Consider the following 21,258-nt stretch of genomic DNA (forward strand, 5'->3'; position numbering starts at 1 on the left):
GAGGAGAAATGATAGATGAAACAGGAAAGAATTGACCGTATTAATACGTTATATCATAAGAGCCAGGCAGTTGGATTGACCGAAGAAGAGAAAAAAGAGCAGGCAGCGCTTCGGAAGGAGTACATTGAGTCAATCCGTGGAAATATGCGAGGACAGTTAAATTCGATACTGATTAAAGAGAAAGACGGTTCTATTACGGATCTGGGTAAGAAATACGGCGGCGTTACGGATACGAAGAATTAATTGAAGGGTAGAAGAGATGGTTATTCATTCATCTGGATCGCAGATATCAAAACAGGAGATTCGCGCATATGTCCTTCAAAAACGCCGGACTCTGCTGCCAGAAGAAAAACAACGATGGGATGAGGCGTTGTTAGAACGTCTCCACCCCCTCTTTCCATCAGCCGGGACGGCAGTGTATGCCTATACGAGTGTGCGCGGTGAGGCAAGTACAGAATATTTGATTGACGAGCTGTTAAAGCGCGGCTGCCGGGTAGCGCTGCCGCGGGTGTTTGGGCGTGAGATGCGTTTTTTCTATGTCACAGATCGGAGCCAGCTTGTGGCGGGGGCATATGGCATCCCGGAACCGGCGGACGGATGTCAGGAGGCAGATGCGCCGAAAGCGCTGGTGATCACGCCTGGCGTGGGGTTTTCCAAGGACGGAAACCGCATCGGTTATGGGGCGGGGTATTATGACCGCTTTTTTGCGGCAGAACCGGACCATATGGCGGTGGGACTCTGCTATGGATTCCAGTTGTTTCCGGCATTTGAAACCGAAAAGCACGATAAAAAAATGGCATATATTGTGACACCGGAGCAGACAATTAAAGTTTTGTAATGTCTGGCGCACTCGCGCGAAGCAGAAACATATCGCAAGCGACCACGCTCGGCGCGAGAATTTGCCAAGGCACATTCTTTTTCAAAGCCGAAAAGGCATACAGGAACAGAGCAGCCGTGTGGTAAACTCTGTTTTTGCTTCCAGATACATGAACCGGAATATTTTGTAAGAAACTGGAAAGGATTCTGGCAGGAATGGGACTTGCGAAAATGAGCGCCATATAGTAATATTATCTAATGTATGAAATATTAGGATTATTAGGATAATGAAAGAATAGTAAGGAGCAATACAATTTATGGATTTACATACAAACGATTCGTCCGAATCCGCAGCAGGCGTGTTTGTGTCTGACAAATGTCAGATTCCGGTGGGCGGTATACCGCAGCAGGAACCGGATCGCCAGCAGTATTATATGGCACTCTGCCGCCAGAAGGTACAGGAGATTTCGGAGAAACTGGGGCGTCCGCTGACCTGCTTTATCTCGACGTTTGGATGTCAGATGAATGCACACGATTCAGAAAAGCTTCTCGGCATTCTGCTGGAAGCAGGATTTGTGGAAGGAACCAGTGAGGAATCGGATTTTGTCCTCTACAATACATGTACAGTCCGTGAAAATGCGAACCTGCGCGTGTATGGACGTTTAGGGTATCTTCACAGTCTCAAGAAAAAGAATCCGCACATGATGATCGCACTCTGCGGCTGCATGATGCAGGAGCCGGAGGTTGTAGAGAAATTAAAGAAGAGCTACCGCTTTGTGGACTTGATTTTCGGCACACACAATGTATATAAACTGGCAGAGCTGCTGGAACAGCGCTTTGAGACGGGGAAGATGGTCATCGATATCTGGAAAGGAACTGATAAGATCGTTGAGGATCTGCCGTCGGAGCGCAAATATACATTTAAGTCTGGCGTTAATATCATGTTTGGCTGCAACAATTTCTGCAGCTATTGCATCGTCCCGTATGTGCGCGGACGCGAGCGCAGCCGTGCGCCGGAGGACATCATCCGTGAGATTGAAGAGCTGGTTAAGAACGGCGTCGTGGAGATCATGCTGTTAGGGCAGAATGTCAATTCCTACGGAAAGAACCTGGAATCTCCAATTACCTTTGCAGAACTTCTGCGCCGGGTAGAGCGGATTGAGGGGCTTAAACGGATCCGTTTCATGACCTCCCATCCGAAGGATCTGTCGGATGAGCTGATCGAAGTGATGGCATCTTCCAAGAAGATCTGCCGCCATCTGCATCTGCCGCTTCAGTCGGGCAGCAGCGAGATCCTAAAGAAGATGAACCGCCATTACACGAAGGAGCAGTATCTGGAACTGACAGAGCGCATCCGCAAGGCGGTACCGGATATTTCCCTGACGACGGATATCATCGTTGGATTTCCGGGAGAGACGGAGGAAGATTTCGAGGAGACACTGGAGGTTGTGCGGAAAGTCCGCTACGACAGTGCATTTACCTTTATTTATTCGAAGCGCACCGGAACTCCGGCGGCAGCGATGGAAAATCAGGTTCCAGAAGAAGTTGTCAAAGAACGTTTCGACCGTCTGCTCGCAGAGGTACAGGCGATTTCCGCACAGGTCTGTGGACGAGATGTCCATACGGTGCAGGAGGTTCTGGTGGAGGAACCGGACAGTCACGTGGAGGGACTGGTAACCGGACGTATGTCCAATAACACAATCGTTCATTTCCCAGGTGGAAAAGAGCTGATTGGTAAAATTGTTAAAGTATATCTGAAGGAATCCAAGGGATTTTACTATATGGGATCCCTGGTAGATTAAGGAGGATAAATTTATGAAAAAGCATTATAAAGGATTGACGGTTCTGCTGTCAGCCTTCATGCTGGCAGGAAGTGCTTCCGTCGCATATGCAGGACCGGCAGATGACATTGCAAACGGTACAGTCGGTATGCCAAACACCGGTTCGTCAACATCGGCAGAGCAGTTCAACCAGGGAACCGGGCAGCAGGATGAGAACACGGCACTTCATGTCGGCGTCAATTATCTGTATAATGCGGAAGGCGATATTTCTGCATTTGCGATGGATTTGAAAAACTTTGAGGGGATCGGCGGCGTGTCCTACCGTGCATATACCAACACAGGCGGTTATCTGTGGTGGTACCATGACGGCATCCAGACCGGTGTGGTTGGTTCCGGAAGCTGGGTAGAGGCGATCCAGATTCAGCTTTCCGGTCAGGCTGAGAAGATGTACGATGTTTACTATAGCGTTACATCCAGTGGTCAGGGCAAGATGGGATATGCGAAGAACGGCGAAGTGGCTGGTACCGTGGATATCGGCGAGAAGATCCTTTCTATTGAAGTCGTATTAGTTCCGAAGGGAAGCGCAGGTCCGCAGAGTGCAGCACCGCGCTACAAATCAGCTGCTTCCAGCAGACTGAGCGTAGCAGAAAATGCAACGGTTATGTTCAATGAGGACGGAAGCGTATATAACGGCTGGCTTTCCGATGACTTTGTACGTTATTATTTTGAAAATGGCTACGCAAAGACCGGTTGGCAGTATATCGATGGTTACAAGTTCTACTTTGACTCCTGCGGTCGTCTGGTTCAGGATGTAGACAGCCTGATTGGCAAGCAGTCCGATTATCTCCTGAAGGTAAATAAGACACTGAACTGCCTGACGGTTTATGCAAAAGACGGCAATAACGGATATATTATTCCGGTGAAAGCGATGCTGACCTCCGTCGGTGATGATACGCCGATTGGAACTTTCAAGACACCGGAGAAATATCGCTGGAGACTGATGGTAAATGATACTTACACCCAGTATGCAACCCGTATCACACAGGGATTTTTGTTCCATTCGATTACATACGCAACCCCGAATGAGAATAACCTTCTGACCGTCGGCTATAATGGTCTGGGTGTTTCCCGTTCTTTAGGCTGTGTACGCCTGAACTGTAGAAACTCCAAGTGGGTATATGATAACTGCCATCTGGGAACGACTGTACAGGTATACGAGGATGCCAATGTAGCATCTCCATTTGATAAGCCGGAGCTGGTACCGATCTCCGATCAGCAGACCTGGGATCCGACGGATCCGAAATTCAACTAAAATAAAACGACAGCGGTCTGTCTGGTCTGGCATTCAGATGAGTGAAGTGCCGGAAAACGGGCAGATCGCGATGAAGAGAGGTAAATTGTGGCACTTTCACCAATGATGACTCATTATCTGGAGACGAAAAAACAGTATCCGGACTGTATTCTGTTTTATCGTCTTGGCGATTTCTATGAGATGTTTTTTGAGGATGCCCAGACTGTTTCGAAAGAACTGGAACTTACCCTGACTGGAAAAGACTGCGGACTGGAGGAGCGCGCGCCTATGTGCGGCGTTCCTTATCATGCCGTAGAGGGTTATTTGAGCCGTCTCGTCCAGAAGGGCTATAAGGTCGCCATCGCGGAGCAGATGGAGGATCCGAAACAGGCAAAGGGACTTGTGAAGCGGGAGGTAATCCGGGTGGTGACGCCGGGAACCCTGACAAATTCACAGGTTCTGGAGGAATCAAAAAACAATTACCTGATGGGAATTGTATACATAGACGGTGTATTCGGCGTTTCGACGGTTGATGTCAGCACGGGCGACTATCTTGTGACGGAGGTTCGCAACGAGCGCAGTCTGTTAGATGAAATTTATAAATTTTCGCCGTCGGAGCTTATCTGCAACGAGGCTTTTTACATGTCAGGAATCGATTTAGAGGACTTGAAAGTACGGTTAAATGCCGTGATCTCAGCACTTGAAAATCGGTTCTTTTCTGATGATTCCTGCCGGAGAATCCTGCGGGAACATTTTCATGTAGAGCACCTGGAAGCATTGGGACTGGCAGACTATGAGACGGGCGCGATCGCGGCGGGCGCTGTCCTGCAGTATCTGTATGAGACGCAAAAAAATACACTGGAACACCTGACGCGCCTGACTGTCTATACGACCGGACAGTTTATGATGCTGGATACGTCCACGCGCCGGAACCTGGAGCTTACTGAGACGCTCCGGGAAAAGCAGAAGCGAGGCACACTTCTCTGGGTGCTTGATAAGACGAAAACGGCGATGGGCGCCCGTATGCTGCGGACACTTGTGGAGCAGCCGCTCATCAGCCGGGAGGAGATCCTGCGCCGCCAGAATGCGATCGAAGAGCTGAACATGAACTATATCAGCCGTGAGGAGCTGTGCGAATATCTGAATCCGATCTATGATCTCGAACGTCTGATCGGACGCATCAGTTACCGGACGGCAAATCCGCGCGATCTCATCGCGTTTGGCAATTCACTGGCGATGCTTCCGTATATCAAACAGATTTTGAAGGAGTTTTCAGGCGAGCTGCTTAAAAACCTGGAAGCCGCTCTGGATCCGCTGGCAGATTTGAAGGAATTGATTGATAAGGCGATCGTGGAAGAGCCGCCGATCACGGTGCGCGAGGGCGGCATCATCAAGGAAGGCTACCATGAGGAGGCAGACCGTCTGCGTCATGCAAAGACAGAAGGAAAAGACTGGCTGGCACAGTTAGAGCAGAGCGAGCGTGAAAAGACAGGCATCAAAAACCTGAAAGTCAAGTTCAATAAGGTATTTGGCTACTATTTTGAGGTGACTAATTCCTTTAAGGATCTGGTGCCGGATTATTTCATCCGTAAACAGACCCTGACAAACGCAGAGCGCTATACGACCGACCGGCTGAAAGAGCTGGAAGATATCATTCTCGGCGCCGAGGACAAGCTGGTTTCTCTGGAATATGATCTGTTCTGCCAGGTGCGCGACCAGATCGCGGGCGAGGTAAACCGGATTCAGAGTACCGCCCGTGCGATCGCGATGACGGATGTGCTGGCGTCTCTGTCGGTGGTGGCGACGCGTTACAATTACGTGAAACCTCATATCAACGAAAAGGGCATCATCCGCATCAAAAACGGACGTCATCCGGTCGTAGAGCGCATGATGGGCGGCGAGATGTTTGTCGCCAATGACACATATTTAGACAACGGAAAGAACCGGATTTCGATCATTACCGGTCCGAACATGGCTGGTAAGTCAACTTATATGCGTCAGACGGCGCTGATCACGCTGATGGCGCAGATCGGAAGCTTCGTCCCGGCGGATGAGGCGGATATTGGTCTCTGCGACCGTATTTTTACCCGTGTGGGCGCTTCGGACGATCTGGCATCCGGTCAGAGTACCTTCATGGTGGAGATGACCGAGGTTGCGAATATCCTGCGGAATGCGACGAAAAACAGCCTTCTGATTCTCGATGAGATCGGGCGCGGTACGAGTACCTTCGATGGCCTTTCGATCGCCTGGGCGGTTGTGGAGTATATTAGTAATACGAAGATTCTGGGTGCTAAGACGCTGTTTGCAACACATTACCATGAACTGACAGATCTGGAAGGAACCTTAAGCGGCGTCAACAACTACTGTATTGCGGTCAAGGAACAGGGCGACGATATCGTCTTCCTGCGTAAAATCGTGAAGGGTGGCGCCGATAAGAGCTACGGCATCCAGGTGGCGAAGCTTGCAGGCGTTCCGGCTCCGGTCATCGATCGGGCAAAAGAACTGGTGGAAGAATTGAGCGATGCCGACATTACAGCGCGTGCGAAGGAGATTGCAGAAAATGGTCCGGGAACCCAGACGCGCAAAAAGGTGGCAAAACCGGACGAGGTAGATCTGCAGCAGATGTCGATCTTTGACACGGTCAATGAGGACGATATCATCAAGGAGATCATGGAACTGGAAGTAAACCGGATGTCTCCGCTGGATGCGCTCAATACATTAGATAAGCTGCAAGCGAAGCTGAAAAATCGGTGGATGCACCAGTAAAAAAGAGTTTAGGAAGGATGTGGAGGAGATAGATGGCTGCGATTCAGGTCTTGGATTCCAATACAATCAATCAGATTGCAGCCGGCGAGGTCATTGAACGGCCGGCGTCGGTTGTCAAGGAGCTTTTGGAGAATGCGATCGATTCGAAGGCGACGGCGATCACGGTGGAGATTCAGGGCGGCGGTCTGCAGACGATCCGGGTGACGGATAACGGAAGCGGCATTGTGCGCGAGGAGATCCCACTGGCATTTAAGCGCCATGCGACCAGCAAGATCCGGACGGCGTCGGATTTGTTTCAGGTGGCATCGTTAGGGTTCCGCGGCGAGGCGCTGGCGTCGATCGCGTCGGTGGCGAAGGTGGAACTGATCACGAAAACAAACGATTCGATCAGCGGTTCCCGTTACCGCATCGAGGGCGGCGAGGAACTGGGACTGGAGGAGGTCGGTGCGCCGGAAGGTACGACCTTTATCGCCAGAGATCTGTTCTACAATACACCGGTACGCCGGAAGTTTTTAAAGACGCCGGCGACAGAAGGGTCCCATGTGGCAGATTTAGTCGAAAAGATTGCCCTGTCGCATCCGGAAATCTCCATCCGTTTCATCAATAACAACCAGAGCCGTCTCCATACCTCTGGAAATCATAACTTAAAAGATATAATTTATGCGGTCTTTGGACGCGAGATCACGGCAAACCTGATTGAGGTGGATGCCGGAGCTGATCCGATCCGGGTAGGCGGCTTCATCGGTAAGCCGCTGATCGCGCGCGGCAACCGCACGTATGAAAATTATTTCATCAACGGACGCTATATCAAGAGCAGTATCATCGGAAAGGCGATCGAGGACGCATATAAACCGTTCATGATGCAGCACAAGTATCCATTTACGATGCTGCAATTTACGATCGATCCGTCGTATATTGACGTCAACGTCCATCCGGCGAAGATGGAGATCCGTTTCAGAGACGGCGAACAGATCTACCGGACGGTCTACCATACGATCGCGATGGCACTCGCTAACCGGGAACTGATTCCGGCGGTTTCGCTGGAGAATGAGAAGAATGCAGAGAAAGAGCTGAAGATTCCGGGGCTGGAAAAGGGAGTGCTGCCGGAGCTTCCAACCAGAAAGATGGAAAGCAGCCAGGGCAGCCGTCCGTCCTTAAAACCGGTCCGTATCCGTGAGGAACATCCGGAACCGTTTGAGACGAAACGTCTGGGAGCGTCGCAGGCAGAAATGATGTCGGTCTCGGAAGATATGCCGGGATATGGGGCTGAAAACGGCAGCGGATCAAATGCGGCTGTGTCAGGAACGGGGCGGTTCGATGAAGTGTTTGGAAGAACCGACACAACCGGCAGAGTTGAAAATGTTTCAATTAATACAGAGTCAGATCTGCCAGAGCCGGCCACGTCAGCACCTTCCAGCGAATCCATCTCAGCTTCAGCGGGGCAAGCTGCATCTCCTGCATCTGTTTCAACGGGAACGACCCAGTCCGCCCCATCTGAAAAGCCCCGTCAGATGGATCTGTTTGAAGATAAACTCCTGACCAAACCGGCGCGTGCGAACCACCGCCTGATTGGACAGCTGTTTGACACATACTGGCTGGTGGAGTATCATGATAATCTGTACATCATTGATCAGCATGCGGCGCATGAGAAAATCCTCTATGAGCGGACGATGGCATCCCTTCAAAAGAGGGAGTACACCTCCCAGATGATCGATCCGCCGATCATTTTGAGTCTCAACAGCAGTGAGCAGCTCAAATTAGAGCAGTATATGGAACATTTTACCTCGATCGGATTTGAGATTGAGCCGTTTGGCGGCAAGGAGTACGCGGTGCGTGCCGTTCCGGCGAACCTCTTTTCCGTCGCAAAACGCGAGCTTCTGATGGAGATGATCGACGATCTGGCGGAGGGCAATGGAAGCGGAACCCCGGATCTCATCAATGAGCGTGTGGCGACGATGTCGTGTAAGGCGGCGGTCAAGGGCAATCACACATTATCATTTGCCGAAGCGGACAAGCTGATCGATGAGCTTCTGGAACTCAAAAATCCGTATGCGTGCCCACATGGACGCCCAACGATCATATCGATGAGCAAATATGAGCTGGAGAAGAAATTCAAACGGATTGTATAACCCATTAAAAGGAGAGAAAGTCTTATGGGAAATCTGGAACAAGCGGCTGAAAAAAAGCCCCTGATTGTCCTGACCGGACCGACGGCAGTCGGAAAAACGGCGCTGTCCATTCAGCTTGCCAGGCGGATCGGCGGCGAGATCATCAGCGCGGATTCGATGCAGGTGTACCGCCACATGGATATCGGTACGGCAAAGATACGCCTGGAGGAGATGGACGGTGTGCCGCACCATCTGATCGATATTTTAGAGCCGACTGAGGATTTCAATGTCGTGCGGTTTCAGGCGCTTGCCCGCGCGGCGGCGGAAGATATTTACAGCCGCGGAAAAATTCCGATCGTGGCAGGTGGAACCGGCTTTTATATTCAGGCACTGCTCAATGATATTGATTTCACCCAGATCGATGAAAATACGCAGTTTCGGGAGGAGATGGAACGCCTGGCAGCCGAACAGGGGGCGGAAGTCCTGCATGAGCGCCTGCGGGCGGTCGATCCAGAATCGGCGGAGGCGATCCACGCAAACAATGTAAAACGTGTGATCCGCGCGCTGGAATATTATGAGCAGACGGGCGAGAAGATTTCTGCCCACAATGAGGCGGAGCGGGCAAAGACTTCACCGTACCATTTCTTCTATTATGTATTAAATACCGATCGGACGGTTCTCTATGAGCGGATCGAGAAGCGGATCGATGAGATGATGGAAGAGGGACTGGTCGAGGAAGTGAGGCAGCTGCAGGCGATGGGCTGTCGCCGTGATTCAGTGGCGATGCAGGGACTTGGATATAAAGAAATTCTGGCATATTTAAATGGCGAAATGTCGTTGGAGACAGCGGTCAATATCCTGAAACGCGATACGCGCCATTTTGCGAAACGTCAGCTTACCTGGTTCCGGCGGGAACGCGACGTGCGTTTCTTATATTTGCCGGAATTTGATAATGACCGGGAACGCGTGCTGGAACATATTCTGCAGGAATTAGCGGCGGAAGCGGGGATTATGGAGTATGATTCATAAGATGGATGGAACACTCCAAATTATAAGTCGTAAAAATCAAGAAAAGATAAAGAAACAAAAAAAGAATTATAGAATAACCGTAACTGTTCAGTAGGTCTGCGCATTTACTGCGCTGACCGTACGAAAACATGGGTCAGCAGGCAAAAATCCCATTGCCGTAGGCAATTTTTAATGGATTTTTGCGCGTGACTGTGAAGGTACTGAACAGTTACGAATAACCGACAACAGGAAAGGAAGCACCATGGAGTTAGAGAAAATGTATGGCGACCTCGGTATTTCGAAAGAAGTGCTTGAATATGGAGCCAGAATCGAAGCGGCTCTGGAAGACCGTTTCACAGAGATCGATGGCAATGCAGAGTACAATCAGTTAAAGGTAATCGCTGCGATGCAGAAAAACCGCGTCAGCGATATTCATTTTTCCGGTACAACCGGATATGGTTACAACGACCTTGGACGTGAGACGCTGGAACAGGTATATGCGGATGTATTCCACACTGAGGACGCGCTGGTGCGCCCGCAGATCGTGTGCGGAACGCACGCGCTCTACACGGCATTAGCCGGAAACCTGCGCCCGGGCGACGAGCTGCTTTCGCCGGTGGGAAAACCGTATGATACTCTGGAGGAAGTGATCGGCATCCGCGAGTCCAACGGTTCCCTGCGGGAGTACGGCATTTCATACCGTCAGGTTGACCTGCTGCCGGACGGAACCTTCGATTACGACGGCATCCGCGCGGCGATCAACGAGAAGACAAAACTGGTAACCATCCAGCGTTCCAAGGGATACGCATCCCGTCCAACCCTCTCGGCAGAGCAGATCGGTGAACTGATTGCATTTGTTAAATCCATCAAACCGGAAGTGATCTGTATGGTAGACAACTGCTATGGCGAATTCGTTGAGCGGATCGAACCGAGCGATCTCGGTGCGGACATGGTAGTCGGTTCCCTGATCAAAAACCCGGGCGGCGGACTGGCGCCGATCGGCGGCTATATCGCCGGAACCAGACAGTGCATCGAAAATGCAGCGTACCGCCTTGGTTCTCCGGGACTCGGACGGGAGGTCGGCGCGAGTCTTGGCGTCAACCAGTCCTTCTTCCAGGGACTTTTCCTGGCACCGACCGTTGTATCCGGCGCATTAAAGGGAGCTATCTTTGCGGCAAACGTCTATGAGCGCCTGGGCTTTGATGTGGTTCCGAACAGCACGGAGCCGCGCTATGATATCATTCAGGCGATCACGTTTGGAAAACCGGAGGGTGTTATTGCGTTCTGCCAGGGCATTCAGGCGGCGGCGCCGGTTGACAGCTATGTATCGCCGGAACCGTGGGATATGCCGGGGTATGATTCCCAGGTTATTATGGCAGCAGGTGCCTTTATCCAGGGATCCTCGATAGAGCTTTCCGCGGATGGTCCGATCAAACCGCCGTACAGCGTCTTCTTCCAGGGCGGACTGACCTGGTACCATGCGAAGTTAGGCATTTTAATGTCCCTGCAGAAGCTTCTGGATGCAGGCATAGTAAAACCTGAGCAGCTCAAAATCGACTAGAAATGACGTTTTTTGAATGATTTTGTAATTAATTTTAAGAAAACTTTAAAAAAAAATCTGCCGGACTGTCTATACACATTCCGGCAGTTTGTGCTAAGATAATAAAGATTATAGAAAGGGACGGTATTCGGTATCATGAATCGAGCAAAAAATTTCTGGATTCTTCTGCTGCTCCTGATGACAGGGATTGTGTTAGGTGGATTTATCGGAAATATGGCATCCGGCGTCAGGGGACTGTCGTGGCTGAATTACGGACAATCCTTCGGTCTGATGGACCCGGTTGTTCTTGATTTAGGAATCCTGGTTATCACGTTTGGTCTGTCAATCCGGGTGACGATGGCGAGCATCATCGGCGTTGTCATTGCACTGATCGCATATCGTCTGATTTAATCAAAGAATCCCGCCTGGTGGGAATGGCTTTCTGTATGCAGAGGAGAGGCACGCAGGAGGACAATCAATGAAAAAAGAAACAGAGAAACCAGTAAAAAGTTCTGAACCGGCCGGTGGATGGCGTCTTACCATGAAAGATATCCCTGAAAAAGACCGCCCCTACGAAAAATGTGAGAGGGAGGGAGTTGGGGCACTGACGGACGCCGAGCTTTTAGCGATCCTTATCCGGACCGGAAACCGGCAGGAGTCGGCACTTTCCCTGGCAACCCGGATTCTGGCGCAGGCGCAGCCGCCGGGAATTTTAGGGCTTTTGCATCTGACTCTTCCAGAACTGATGGAGCAGAAAGGAATCGGCAGGGTCAAGGGAATCGAACTTTTGTGTGTGGGAGAACTGTCACAGCGGATCTGGCGCACCTTGACGCTTTCAGAAGCACCTGCGTTTACGGCGCCGGAGGCGATCGCCGCCTTTTATATGGAGGAAATGCGTCACAAAGAGCAGGAAGAGATGCACCTGATGATCCTCAATACGAAGCAGAGGCTGATTCGGGATATCCTGCTGTTTCGGGGAACCTTCAATCACTCTCCGGCGTCTCCGAGGGAGATATTTATCGAGGCGCTGCGCTATCATGCAGCCAGCATCGTTTTAGTACATAATCATCCGAGCGGGGATCCTACCCCCAGTGCGGAGGATCGGCGGACGACCGTCCGGATTCAAGAGGCGGGCGCTATGCTGGGAATCCGGCTTTTGGATCATGTGATTATCGGCGAACAAGCCTATTTTAGTTTCAAAGAACGGGGAATACTATCATTATGAAAAACAGCAAGTATATTCTGGCAGGTATGTCAGCCTTCTGTCTTGTGCTGATTACAGCAACGTCTATCAAATCAAGCTTTCTGATGCCGCTTCGGACGGGTGTCGGTTTTGTTCTGGTACCGCTGCAGTCAGGCGTCAACGCGATTGGCACAGGTCTCTACAATGCGCTTGAAAATTTTTCCTCCCTGCGGGAGGCGCAGGAGGAGAACAAAAATCTCCAGATGCGTCTGGATCAGATGGTGGAAGAGAACAACCGCTTGCAGTCGGAGCTTTACGAGTTAGACCGTCTCAGAGAGCTGTATCAGCTTGATCAGGAATATATGCAGTATAAAAAAATAGCCGCCCGTGTCATTGCAAAGGACTCTGGAAACTGGTTTCAGGTATTCCGGATCGACAAGGGAGCGGACGATGGCATCCAGGAAGATATGAACGTCATGGCAGGCGGCGGACTGGTCGGTATTGTAACCGATGTCGGGGCAAACTATGCAACTGTCCGCGCGATCATCGATGACGACAGCAACGTCAGCGGCATGTCCCTGCGGACTGGCGATACCTGTAATGTATCCGGCAACCTGACGCTTTACCAGGATGGACGGCTGGGACTTGACCATATCAAGAAAGAGGCAGATATCCAGGAGGGCGACAAGATCGTGACCTCCAACATCAGTGATATTTTCCTGCCGGGCATTCTCATCGGTTATGCCTCCGGGCTGACGACCGATGCCAACAACGTAACAAAATCCGGTACAATCATTCCAGTTGCAGATTTTGATAACCTGCAGGAGGTACTGGTAATCACCCAGCTGAAAAATGGGGATGGAGGCGACAATAATGCGGAAGCTGCTGATTAACCTTGTCATGCTGATTCTGGCATTCACGATCCAGATCTGCGTGTTCCCACAGATCGCCTTCTTATCTTCGGCTCCGAACCTGCTGCTGATTGTGGTGTTTGTGTGCAGCTTCATTGAGGGGCGCGAGCGGGGGATGTTCTACGGGCTGGTGGCAGGTCTTTTTATGGATCTGTTTTACAGTGGACCATTTGGCTTTTATACACTGTTTTTCATCAATCTGGGGTATGTCAGTGGAATCTGCAACAAGTATTATTATGAAGACTACATCACGCTGCCGCTGCTTTTGAGCCTGGCAAGTGATTTAATCTATAACCTGTACATCTATGTATTCCGGTTCCTGATACGGAATCGTCTGAATTTTGGGCATTATCTGGTCTCCATCATTATCCCGGAGATCATATTTACCACGGTTACGACGCTTGTCGTATACCGGTTTTTCCTTTTTATCAACCGGAAACTGAAAGAATGGGAACAAAGGAGAGATTCGAACATTGTTTGATGACCTGAAAGAATATCTGCGAGAATGGTTCAAAAAAGTGATTACCTCCCGGCTTTTTGTCCTGGCGGTTGTGTTCTGCCTGATGTCGTCCGCATTGGTGATGCGGTTGTTCAACCTGCAGATCATCAAGGGCGAAGAGTATCAGGATGCATATACAGCGATGACGGAAAAAGTCATAAAGACTGCCAGCACGCGGGGTAATATCTACGATCGGAACGGCAATGTGCTGGCGTACAACGAACTGGCATACGACGTTACCATACAGGATACCGGTGCGTACAAGACGGATGCACAGTGGAACACGATGCTCTACGATCTGGTATCGATCTTGAATAAACACGGTGAGAGCGCACAGACCAGTTTAGAGCTTACGCTCGATCACGATGGAAATGTCGTGTATACCTCCGAGACACAGTCCGGACGCAAGCGATTCCTGCGTGATTATTATGGTCTTAAAAATGTGGATGAGATGGACGATTCAGATGGAAAATACCCGTCCGACATTTCAGCGCCAGATCTGCTGGAGCGGATGAAAAAGGAGTACCACCTGACACTCGGTGACGATAAGAACCGGGACGGGCGCCCGCTTGACAAAGACGGCAATCCGATCGATGTTTCGGATGAGGTGGCGCTGCAGATCGTCGGTATCCGCTACACGATGCGTTTTACCGCGTTCCAGAAGTACGAATCGACAACGATCGCGACGGATATCAGCGATGAGACCGTTGCAGACATTTTAGAGCACGCAGCCGATCTGGTGGGCGTCAATATACAGGAATCGACGATCCGTGTGTACAATGAAAGCCTCTACTTTGCGCCGATCATTGGATATACGGGAAAAGTAACGAGCGAACGTCTGGAGGAGTTAAAGGCGGTCAACGATGACTATGAGTTAAATGATGTAGTAGGCCGTACCGGCATCGAATCCTCGATGGAACTGGAATTAAAGGGTAAGAAAGGTTCCCAGACGGCATATGTAGATAACGTCGGAAGAATCCTAAGCGTGACTGGGGAAGTCGCACCAGTGGCAGGCAACGATATCTGGCTGACCCTCGATCTGAACCTTCAGAAGGGTATTTACCACATTCTGGAGAAGCAGCTGGCGGGCGTCTTGTTAAAGACGATTGTCAACCAGGATGAGAAAGATATCGCTTATATCGATTCTTCCAGTATTAAGATACCGATCAAGAAGGCATACTTCCAGCTGATCAACAACAACGTCCTCTCGATTGACAATTTTGCTTCCGAAGAGGCATCCGATGTGGAACAGCAGATTTATCAGAAGTACGAGAGCTCACGCGTGCGGATTGAACAGGAACTGCGGGGCGAACTGCAGTCTGAAAATGCAACGCCGATGAACGCGCTGTCAGAGGAAATGCAGGCATATATGCAGTATATCTATTCGTATCTTTCTTCCAGCAACAAGGCGATTGTCCAGCGTGATGCGATTGATACGTCCAGTGACATGTATCAGGCGTGGAAGAACGGTACGATCAGTCTGCGGGAATACTTATATTATGGAATTGCCAACAACTGGATCGATACGACGAAGCTGGACATCCAGAGCCGGTATTCGAATGCGGACGATGTCTTCACGGCACTGTTGGACGACTGTTTCAGTGATCTGGAACAGGATCCGGCATTCGAGAAACTGATTTATCAGTATTTAATCAATAACAATGTTGTGACCGGGCGCGAGCTCTGCATGGCGCTCTATTCCCAGAATGTGCTTGCATACGATGAGAATGAGGTCAACCTGCTGCGTGTCAGCGGGGAAGAATATGCGTACCAGTTCCTGATGAATAAGATCCGCAATATTGAGATCACACCGGCGCAGCTGGCACTTGACCCGTGTACGGCGAGCTGTGTCGTGACGAGCGCGAAGACTGGCGAGGTGCTGGCACTGGTATCTTATCCAAGCTATGACAACAACCGGATTTCGGACAGCACCTATTTTGCCCAGCTAAATGCCGATCAGTCGCTGCCGCTGCGAAACAATGCGACGCAGACACTGAAAGCACCAGGCTCCACCTTCAAGCCGATCACGGCGATTGCAGGTCTGGAAGAGGGGGCAATCACGCTTTCTGATATGATTAACTGTACCGGTATTTATGAGGAAGTCAGCAATCCGATCCGATGCTGGAAATATCCGGGCTTCCACGGACCGTTAAATGTCGTGGGAGGCATCGAAAATTCCTGTAACTATTTCTTCTCGGAGGTGGCGCACCGCCTGTCCACAGAGGCAGATGGAAGCTACAAACCGGAGAAAGGTCTGGAGACGCTGAAAAAATACGCGACCATGTTCGGTTTGGACCGGACTTCGGGCATTGAAATCTCGGAGGCGACGCCGTCTATCAGTGATACCGATCCGGAGCGTTCCAGTATGGGACAGGGTACGCACCAGTTTGCGAGCGTGCAGCTTGCCCGCTATGTGACGGCGCTTGCCAACCGCGGCACGGTCTATGATCTGAGCTTGATTGATAAGGAGACGGATTCCCAGGGTAATCTGGTCAAGGATTATTCGCCGGCTGTGGCGTCAACCCTTGATTTCCAGACAAGCACCTGGGATGCAGTCCAACAAGGTATGCGCCAGGTAGTTACCAACAGTTCGACCAAGCGCGTGTTTGATGGTCTGGACGTACACGTGGCCGGTAAGACCGGTACGGCGCAGGAGTCCCAAAAACGGGGCAACCACGCGTTCTTTATTTCGTTTGCACCGTATGAGAATCCGGAAATTTCGGTGACGGTCAGTATCCCGAATGGATATTCTTCTTCGAATGCAGCGATGGTGGCAAAACACGTATATCGTTATTTCTATGGCTATGCGAGTCTGGATGATATCCTGAATTCAGGAGCATTGGATGCGTCCAATGAACGAATCAATGGAGATTAAGAGGTGATGGAACTATGAAAAGTTCCGTAGTAATAAAGGGATGTAAGTCCGGTATGACGGTAATTCTGAATCCGGACACCCCCTTTGAACAGTTACTGGAGGATGTAGGGAAAAAGTTTAAAGAAAGTGAAAAATTCTGGGGATCCGCCCAGATGACGCTGACCCTGGAGGGGAGAGAACTGACCCCAATCGAGGAACTGCAGGTGACGGATGCGATTACCGCCAATTCCCAGATAGAGATTCTCTGTCTGCTGGATACTGACGCTAACCGCATCGCCCGCTGTGAAAAGGCGCTGACCGAGCGGCTGATGGAGCTGACTGCCCGGACGGGACAATTCTATAAGGGTAATTTATCCCGGGGCGATCTGCTGGAATCCGATGCGAGCATCGTGATCATCGGGGATGTGGAGCGCGGCGCGCGTGTCAGCGCACGGGGCAATATCGTCGTTCTTGGCACGCTGGCGGGTTCCGCCCATGCTGGGGCGGCGGGAAGTGAGGACGCGGTGATCACCGCGCTGGAGATGTCGCCGATGCACCTTCGGATTGCTGATCTGACAGCCAAAACGCGCAGCCAGGGTAAAAAGATGGGGCGCGGACCGATGATTGCATCGGTATCCGGTGGAAACATTGACGTAGAATCGGTCAAAAAAAGTTTTTTAGATTATTTTCATTTTATTTAGCGTATTTAATGGATTTAAGACTGGAATTATTCTACTTTTTAGAGTAGAATAAAATGGTAAAACAGAATACAGGAGGATGTTCCTATGAGCGAAGTTATCGTTATTACTTCCGGAAAAGGAGGCGTCGGCAAAACGACAACCTCAGCGAACGTCGGCACCGGGCTTGCCATGCTTGGCAAACGGGTGGTTCTCATCGACACCGATATCGGTCTGAGAAACCTGGATGTCGTCATGGGACTGGAAAACCGGATTATTTACAATCTGGTCGATGTGATCGAGGGAAACTGCCGGATGAAGCAGGCGCTGATTCGAGACAAAAGATATCCTGACCTGTTCTTATTACCTTCCGCCCAGACGCGGGACAAGTCGTCCGTGAGTCCGGGGCAGATGATAAAATTAGTAGAAGACTTAAGAGAAGAGTTTGATTACATACTGCTTGACTGTCCCGCCGGGATTGAGCAGGGCTTTCGTAATGCGATCGCCGGGGCGGACCGGGCGCTGATTGTCACGACACCGGAGGTATCCGCGATACGGGATGCTGACCGGATCATCGGACTTTTAGAAGCATCCGGGGTCGGGCGTATGGACCTGATCATCAACCGGATCCGGAGCGATATGGTGCGCCGGGGCGATATGATGTCGGTGGATGATGTGATGGATATTCTGTCTGTCCCTGTGATTGGCACAGTCCCGGACGATGAGGATATCGTTATATCCACGAATCAGGGCGAACCGCTGGTCGGCATGAATGGATATGCCGGGCAGGCATATTTAAACATATGCAAACGAATACTTGGAGAATCGGTACCATTTATACAGCTTGATGCGTCTCCGGGCTTCTGGTCCCGGATATCCGGCTTCCTCAAACGTGCATAGGAGGGGACGCTATGATTCTGATTGCAGAACTGTTTACGAAAAAGAATTCCGGCGAGATAGCCAGAAAGCGTTTAAAACACCTTCTGACTGCCGATCGGGCGGGCTGTTCGCCGGAACTTCTGGATCTGATTCGCGCAGATTTCCTGAGGAGCGTGTCACGTTATCTGGAGATTGATCCGGGGGATGTGACACTCCGGATTCTGAGGACATCCTCAGAACAGCCGGCGGAGGTATTCCCGGCGGTCTGTGCGTCGGTGCCGGTTCTTACTTTAAGGAGCCATTTACAGCATGATATTCGATTACCAATTTAGAAATTACAACTTTCGAGCCCTCATTTATATGATTCTGCTGAGTGTTCTCGGCATTTTGGTTGTCGGGAGCGCCAGCAATCAGGACCGTTCCTCTGTGATAAAACAGATTATCGGAGTGGTTGTATCCCTGATTATCTGTCTGGTTCTGTCTTTGATTGATTACCATCAGTATTTCCGATTTACCACGCTTATCTATGTGGTCTGTGCCGGAATGCTGGCGGCAGTTCTTTTGTTTGGACGTACCACCAAGGGCGCGACCCGCTGGCTGCGGATCGGCGGGATTCAGATCCAGCCGTCCGAGTTTGTAAAGATCGGTCTGATCCTCATCCTGGCGAATTTTCTTTCCAGAAACCGGGAGAAAATCAATGAGCCAAAGACATTGGGGATGACGGCGCTTATCTGTGCCCTTCCGGTCGGCATGGTATATTTACAGCCGAACCTTTCCACCACCATCGTCATCTGCTTCATGATTCTGTGCATGATTTATGTAGCCGGTATCAGTTACAAATGGATTGCCGGTGCGGTGGCGGTCGGGGTACCTGGATTTGCGGCGCTTATCTATCTGTCGCTGCAGGGATTCATCCCGTTTCTCCAGAAATACCAGGCACAGCGTATCATGGGAAAGATTTTTCACAGCAGCAGTGAATTTACGGATCTGAATCGTCAGCAGGATAACTCCATGATGGCGATCGGCTCTGGGCAGCTGCGCGGCAAGGGGCTTTTTAACAACACATTAAGCTCCGTCAAGAATGGAAATTTCCTCTCGGAGGAACAGACAGACTTTATCTTCGCTGTTATCGGAGAGGAACTTGGGTTTGTCGGCGGCGTGGCGGTCATTGCCCTCTATGCGCTGCTGGTGTATGAGTGCCTCTGGATTGCGGCGCGTGCAAAGGACACAGCTGGACGTCTGATTGCATCGGGCATGGCGGCGCTTCTGGCGTTCCAGAGTTTTGCCAACATTGCGGTAGCCACGGGAATCTTCCCGAACACGGGTCTTCCGCTTCCTTTCATAAGCTCCGGACTTAGTTCGTTGCTCAGTATGTTTATCGGAATGGGAGTTGTTCTCAATGTTGGATTGCAACGAAATAACGTAACCGTTCAGTAAGTACATGCATGGACTGTGAAGCTGCATGGAAATTGAATTTTATGGTTATGAAAAATAGGAATCATTAAGGAGGCAGGTATAGATGTATATCGGGTTAATCGCACATGATGCGAAGAAAAAACTGATGCAGAACTTCTGTATCGCATATCGCGGCATCCTGAGCAAGCATGAACTCTATGCGACAGGAACGACAGGCCGCCTGATTGAGGAGGTTACGAATCTGACCCTCCATAAATATCTGCCGGGTCATCTGGGAGGTTCCCAGCAGCTCGGCGCACAGATCGAACACAATCAGATCGATCTGCTGATTTTCCTGCGCGATCCGTTGGCGCCGAAGCCGCATGAGCCAGATGTTAATGATGTTGTCCGTCTCTGTGATATTCACAATATCCCGATGGCGACAAACCTGGCGACGGCAGAGCTTCTCGTTAAGGCGCTTGACCGCGGCGATATGGAATGGCGGGAGATGTACAAATGAGAAAACAGACAATCGGACTTGCGGGCGCACTGATGCTTTGCGGTATCAGCATGCTGACCGGCTGTGGTGCCCGCGGTCTGGAACAGGCATATTCATTTCAAGAACGGGAAGCGCAGATGACGCCAGCGGCAGGTGCCGGGCTGGCGCCCTTTTTTGCGTCTTCTCTCTGCGTACCGGAATCTGCAGACGGCGATATTGCTCCAGATGATGCGGTGACGGCGCAGGCGGGCGCATTGTTTGATGTGACCGACTCCAGCGTTATATATGGTAAGAACATCTATGACCAGATGTACCCGGCGAGCATCACGAAGGTAATGACGGCGATCATCGCGATCGAGGAAGGCAATCTTTCCGATGCGGTGACGGCAAATGACGATGTCGTGATCCACGAGGCAGGCGCTTCGATGGCAGGCATCAAGCCGGGCGATACCTTTACGCTGGAGCAGCTTTTATACGGACTGATGATTCCGTCCGGCAACGATGCAGCCAATGCGATTGCGGATCATATCGCCGGAAGCACGGATGCGTTTGTGGAGAAGATGAATGCGAAAGCGAAGGAACTCGGTGCGACCCACACGCATTTTGTCAATGCAAATGGTCTGCACAGCACCGACCACTATACAACGGCATATGATCTCTATCTGATTTTCAACGAGGCGCTTAAACTGCCGCTGTTTTGTGAGATCATCAACGCGCAGTCTTATACAGCTGATTATACCGATGCAAATGGAGCCGCAAAACAGCAGGTCTGGAAGGTTGGCAACTGGTATCTGAAGGGAGACCGCGAGGCACCGGAGGGAGTGACTGTCTTAGGCGGCAAAACCGGCACCACACAGGCGGCTGGCTACTGCCTGATCATGGCGAGCGATGGGGACGATGGCAAGGAATATATATCGGTTGTGCTAAAATCTGCAAATCGTCCGTCACTTTATGACAATATGACGGAAATTTTGACTAAAATTTCAAATAAGTGATTGCAATATTTATAAATTTATACTATAATTATTTATACAATAAAAGATTTTACATA

Annotated in this window: 19 protein-coding genes; all 19 read left to right on the forward strand. The window is 50.7% G+C overall.

Going from position 1 to position 21,258, the window contains the following annotated elements; translation table 11 throughout:
• Positions 1-15 precede the first annotated feature (15 nt).
• The 19 genes from DWV73_RS01790 to DWV73_RS01880 all read left to right on the forward strand — a co-directional run bounded on the left by DWV73_RS01790 (position 16) and on the right by DWV73_RS01880 (position 21,202).
• A complete protein-coding gene (locus DWV73_RS01790; RefSeq protein WP_022359502.1) occupies positions 16-243 on the forward strand; it encodes a DUF896 domain-containing protein in 228 nt (75 codons plus the stop codon).
• 16 nt (positions 244-259) lie between these two features.
• On the forward strand, positions 260-838 hold the full coding sequence (locus tag DWV73_RS01795; RefSeq protein ID WP_117795338.1) for a 5-formyltetrahydrofolate cyclo-ligase: 579 nt from the start codon (positions 260-262) through the stop codon (positions 836-838).
• A 412-nt stretch (positions 839-1,250) separates the two neighbouring features.
• Positions 1,251-2,618 (forward strand): tRNA (N6-isopentenyl adenosine(37)-C2)-methylthiotransferase MiaB, encoded by a 1,368-nt coding sequence (gene miaB, locus DWV73_RS01800; protein WP_333549854.1) that lies wholly within the window; start codon positions 1,251-1,253, stop codon positions 2,616-2,618.
• Positions 2,619-2,631: 13 nt separating this feature from the next.
• The gene (locus DWV73_RS01805) at positions 2,632-3,909 is read left to right on the forward strand and encodes a L,D-transpeptidase family protein (RefSeq protein ID WP_106999843.1); all 1,278 of its coding nucleotides are present in this window, start codon (positions 2,632-2,634) and stop codon (positions 3,907-3,909) included.
• 102 nt (positions 3,910-4,011) lie between these two features.
• The gene (gene mutS, locus DWV73_RS01810; protein ID WP_117795342.1) at positions 4,012-6,654 is read left to right on the forward strand and encodes a DNA mismatch repair protein MutS; all 2,643 of its coding nucleotides are present in this window, start codon (positions 4,012-4,014) and stop codon (positions 6,652-6,654) included.
• A gap of 32 nt (positions 6,655-6,686) precedes the next feature.
• Positions 6,687-8,783 carry a DNA mismatch repair endonuclease MutL gene (gene mutL / locus DWV73_RS01815; RefSeq protein ID WP_117795344.1) on the forward strand — a complete coding sequence of 699 codons (2,097 nt, stop codon included), beginning with the start codon at positions 6,687-6,689 and terminating at the stop codon, positions 8,781-8,783.
• A 24-nt stretch (positions 8,784-8,807) separates the two neighbouring features.
• Complete coding sequence (gene miaA, locus DWV73_RS01820; RefSeq protein ID WP_117795346.1) at positions 8,808-9,791, forward strand: tRNA (adenosine(37)-N6)-dimethylallyltransferase MiaA; 984 nt, start codon at positions 8,808-8,810, stop codon at positions 9,789-9,791.
• Positions 9,792-10,032: 241 nt separating this feature from the next.
• Complete coding sequence (locus DWV73_RS01825) at positions 10,033-11,331, forward strand: methionine gamma-lyase family protein (RefSeq protein ID WP_117795348.1); 1,299 nt, start codon at positions 10,033-10,035, stop codon at positions 11,329-11,331.
• A gap of 135 nt (positions 11,332-11,466) precedes the next feature.
• Positions 11,467-11,721 (forward strand): DUF4321 domain-containing protein, encoded by a 255-nt coding sequence (locus tag DWV73_RS01830; protein WP_106999848.1) that lies wholly within the window; start codon positions 11,467-11,469, stop codon positions 11,719-11,721.
• Between the two features lie 67 nt (positions 11,722-11,788).
• Entirely contained in the window at positions 11,789-12,535 is a 747-nt protein-coding gene (radC, locus tag DWV73_RS01835) for a DNA repair protein RadC (protein ID WP_117795350.1), read from the forward strand.
• On the forward strand, positions 12,532-13,386 hold the full coding sequence (gene mreC, locus DWV73_RS01840; RefSeq protein WP_106999850.1) for a rod shape-determining protein MreC: 855 nt from the start codon (positions 12,532-12,534) through the stop codon (positions 13,384-13,386). The genes radC and mreC overlap by 4 nt, the downstream gene beginning before the upstream one ends.
• Entirely contained in the window at positions 13,367-13,885 is a 519-nt protein-coding gene (gene mreD / locus DWV73_RS01845) for a rod shape-determining protein MreD (RefSeq protein ID WP_022359512.1), read from the forward strand. The genes mreC and mreD overlap by 20 nt, the downstream gene beginning before the upstream one ends.
• Complete coding sequence (locus DWV73_RS01850) at positions 13,878-16,778, forward strand: penicillin-binding transpeptidase domain-containing protein (protein ID WP_117795352.1); 2,901 nt, start codon at positions 13,878-13,880, stop codon at positions 16,776-16,778. Before mreD ends, DWV73_RS01850 begins: the two co-directional genes overlap by 8 nt.
• 14 nt (positions 16,779-16,792) lie before the next feature.
• Positions 16,793-17,458 carry a septum site-determining protein MinC gene (locus tag DWV73_RS01855; RefSeq protein WP_117795354.1) on the forward strand — a complete coding sequence of 222 codons (666 nt, stop codon included), beginning with the start codon at positions 16,793-16,795 and terminating at the stop codon, positions 17,456-17,458.
• A gap of 84 nt (positions 17,459-17,542) precedes the next feature.
• The gene (minD, locus tag DWV73_RS01860) at positions 17,543-18,334 is read left to right on the forward strand and encodes a septum site-determining protein MinD (RefSeq protein ID WP_022359515.1); all 792 of its coding nucleotides are present in this window, start codon (positions 17,543-17,545) and stop codon (positions 18,332-18,334) included.
• An 11-nt stretch (positions 18,335-18,345) separates the two neighbouring features.
• On the forward strand, positions 18,346-18,645 hold the full coding sequence (locus tag DWV73_RS01865; protein ID WP_022359516.1) for a cell division topological specificity factor MinE: 300 nt from the start codon (positions 18,346-18,348) through the stop codon (positions 18,643-18,645).
• 28 nt (positions 18,646-18,673) lie between these two features.
• Positions 18,674-19,750: an FtsW/RodA/SpoVE family cell cycle protein gene (locus tag DWV73_RS01870; protein WP_338126552.1), complete on the forward strand. Its 1,077-nt coding sequence runs from the start codon at positions 18,674-18,676 to the stop codon at positions 19,748-19,750.
• An 82-nt stretch (positions 19,751-19,832) separates the two neighbouring features.
• Complete coding sequence (locus DWV73_RS01875; protein WP_022359519.1) at positions 19,833-20,228, forward strand: methylglyoxal synthase; 396 nt, start codon at positions 19,833-19,835, stop codon at positions 20,226-20,228.
• Positions 20,225-21,202, forward strand: coding sequence for a serine hydrolase (locus DWV73_RS01880; RefSeq protein ID WP_181986192.1), 978 nt, complete (start codon positions 20,225-20,227; stop codon positions 21,200-21,202). Before DWV73_RS01875 ends, DWV73_RS01880 begins: the two co-directional genes overlap by 4 nt.
• Positions 21,203-21,258 lie beyond the last annotated feature (56 nt).

It is taken from the genome of Clostridium sp. AF12-41, from assembly GCF_003461685.1.
GTDB classification, from domain to species: Bacteria; Bacillota; Clostridia; order Lachnospirales; family Lachnospiraceae; genus Otoolea; species Otoolea fessa.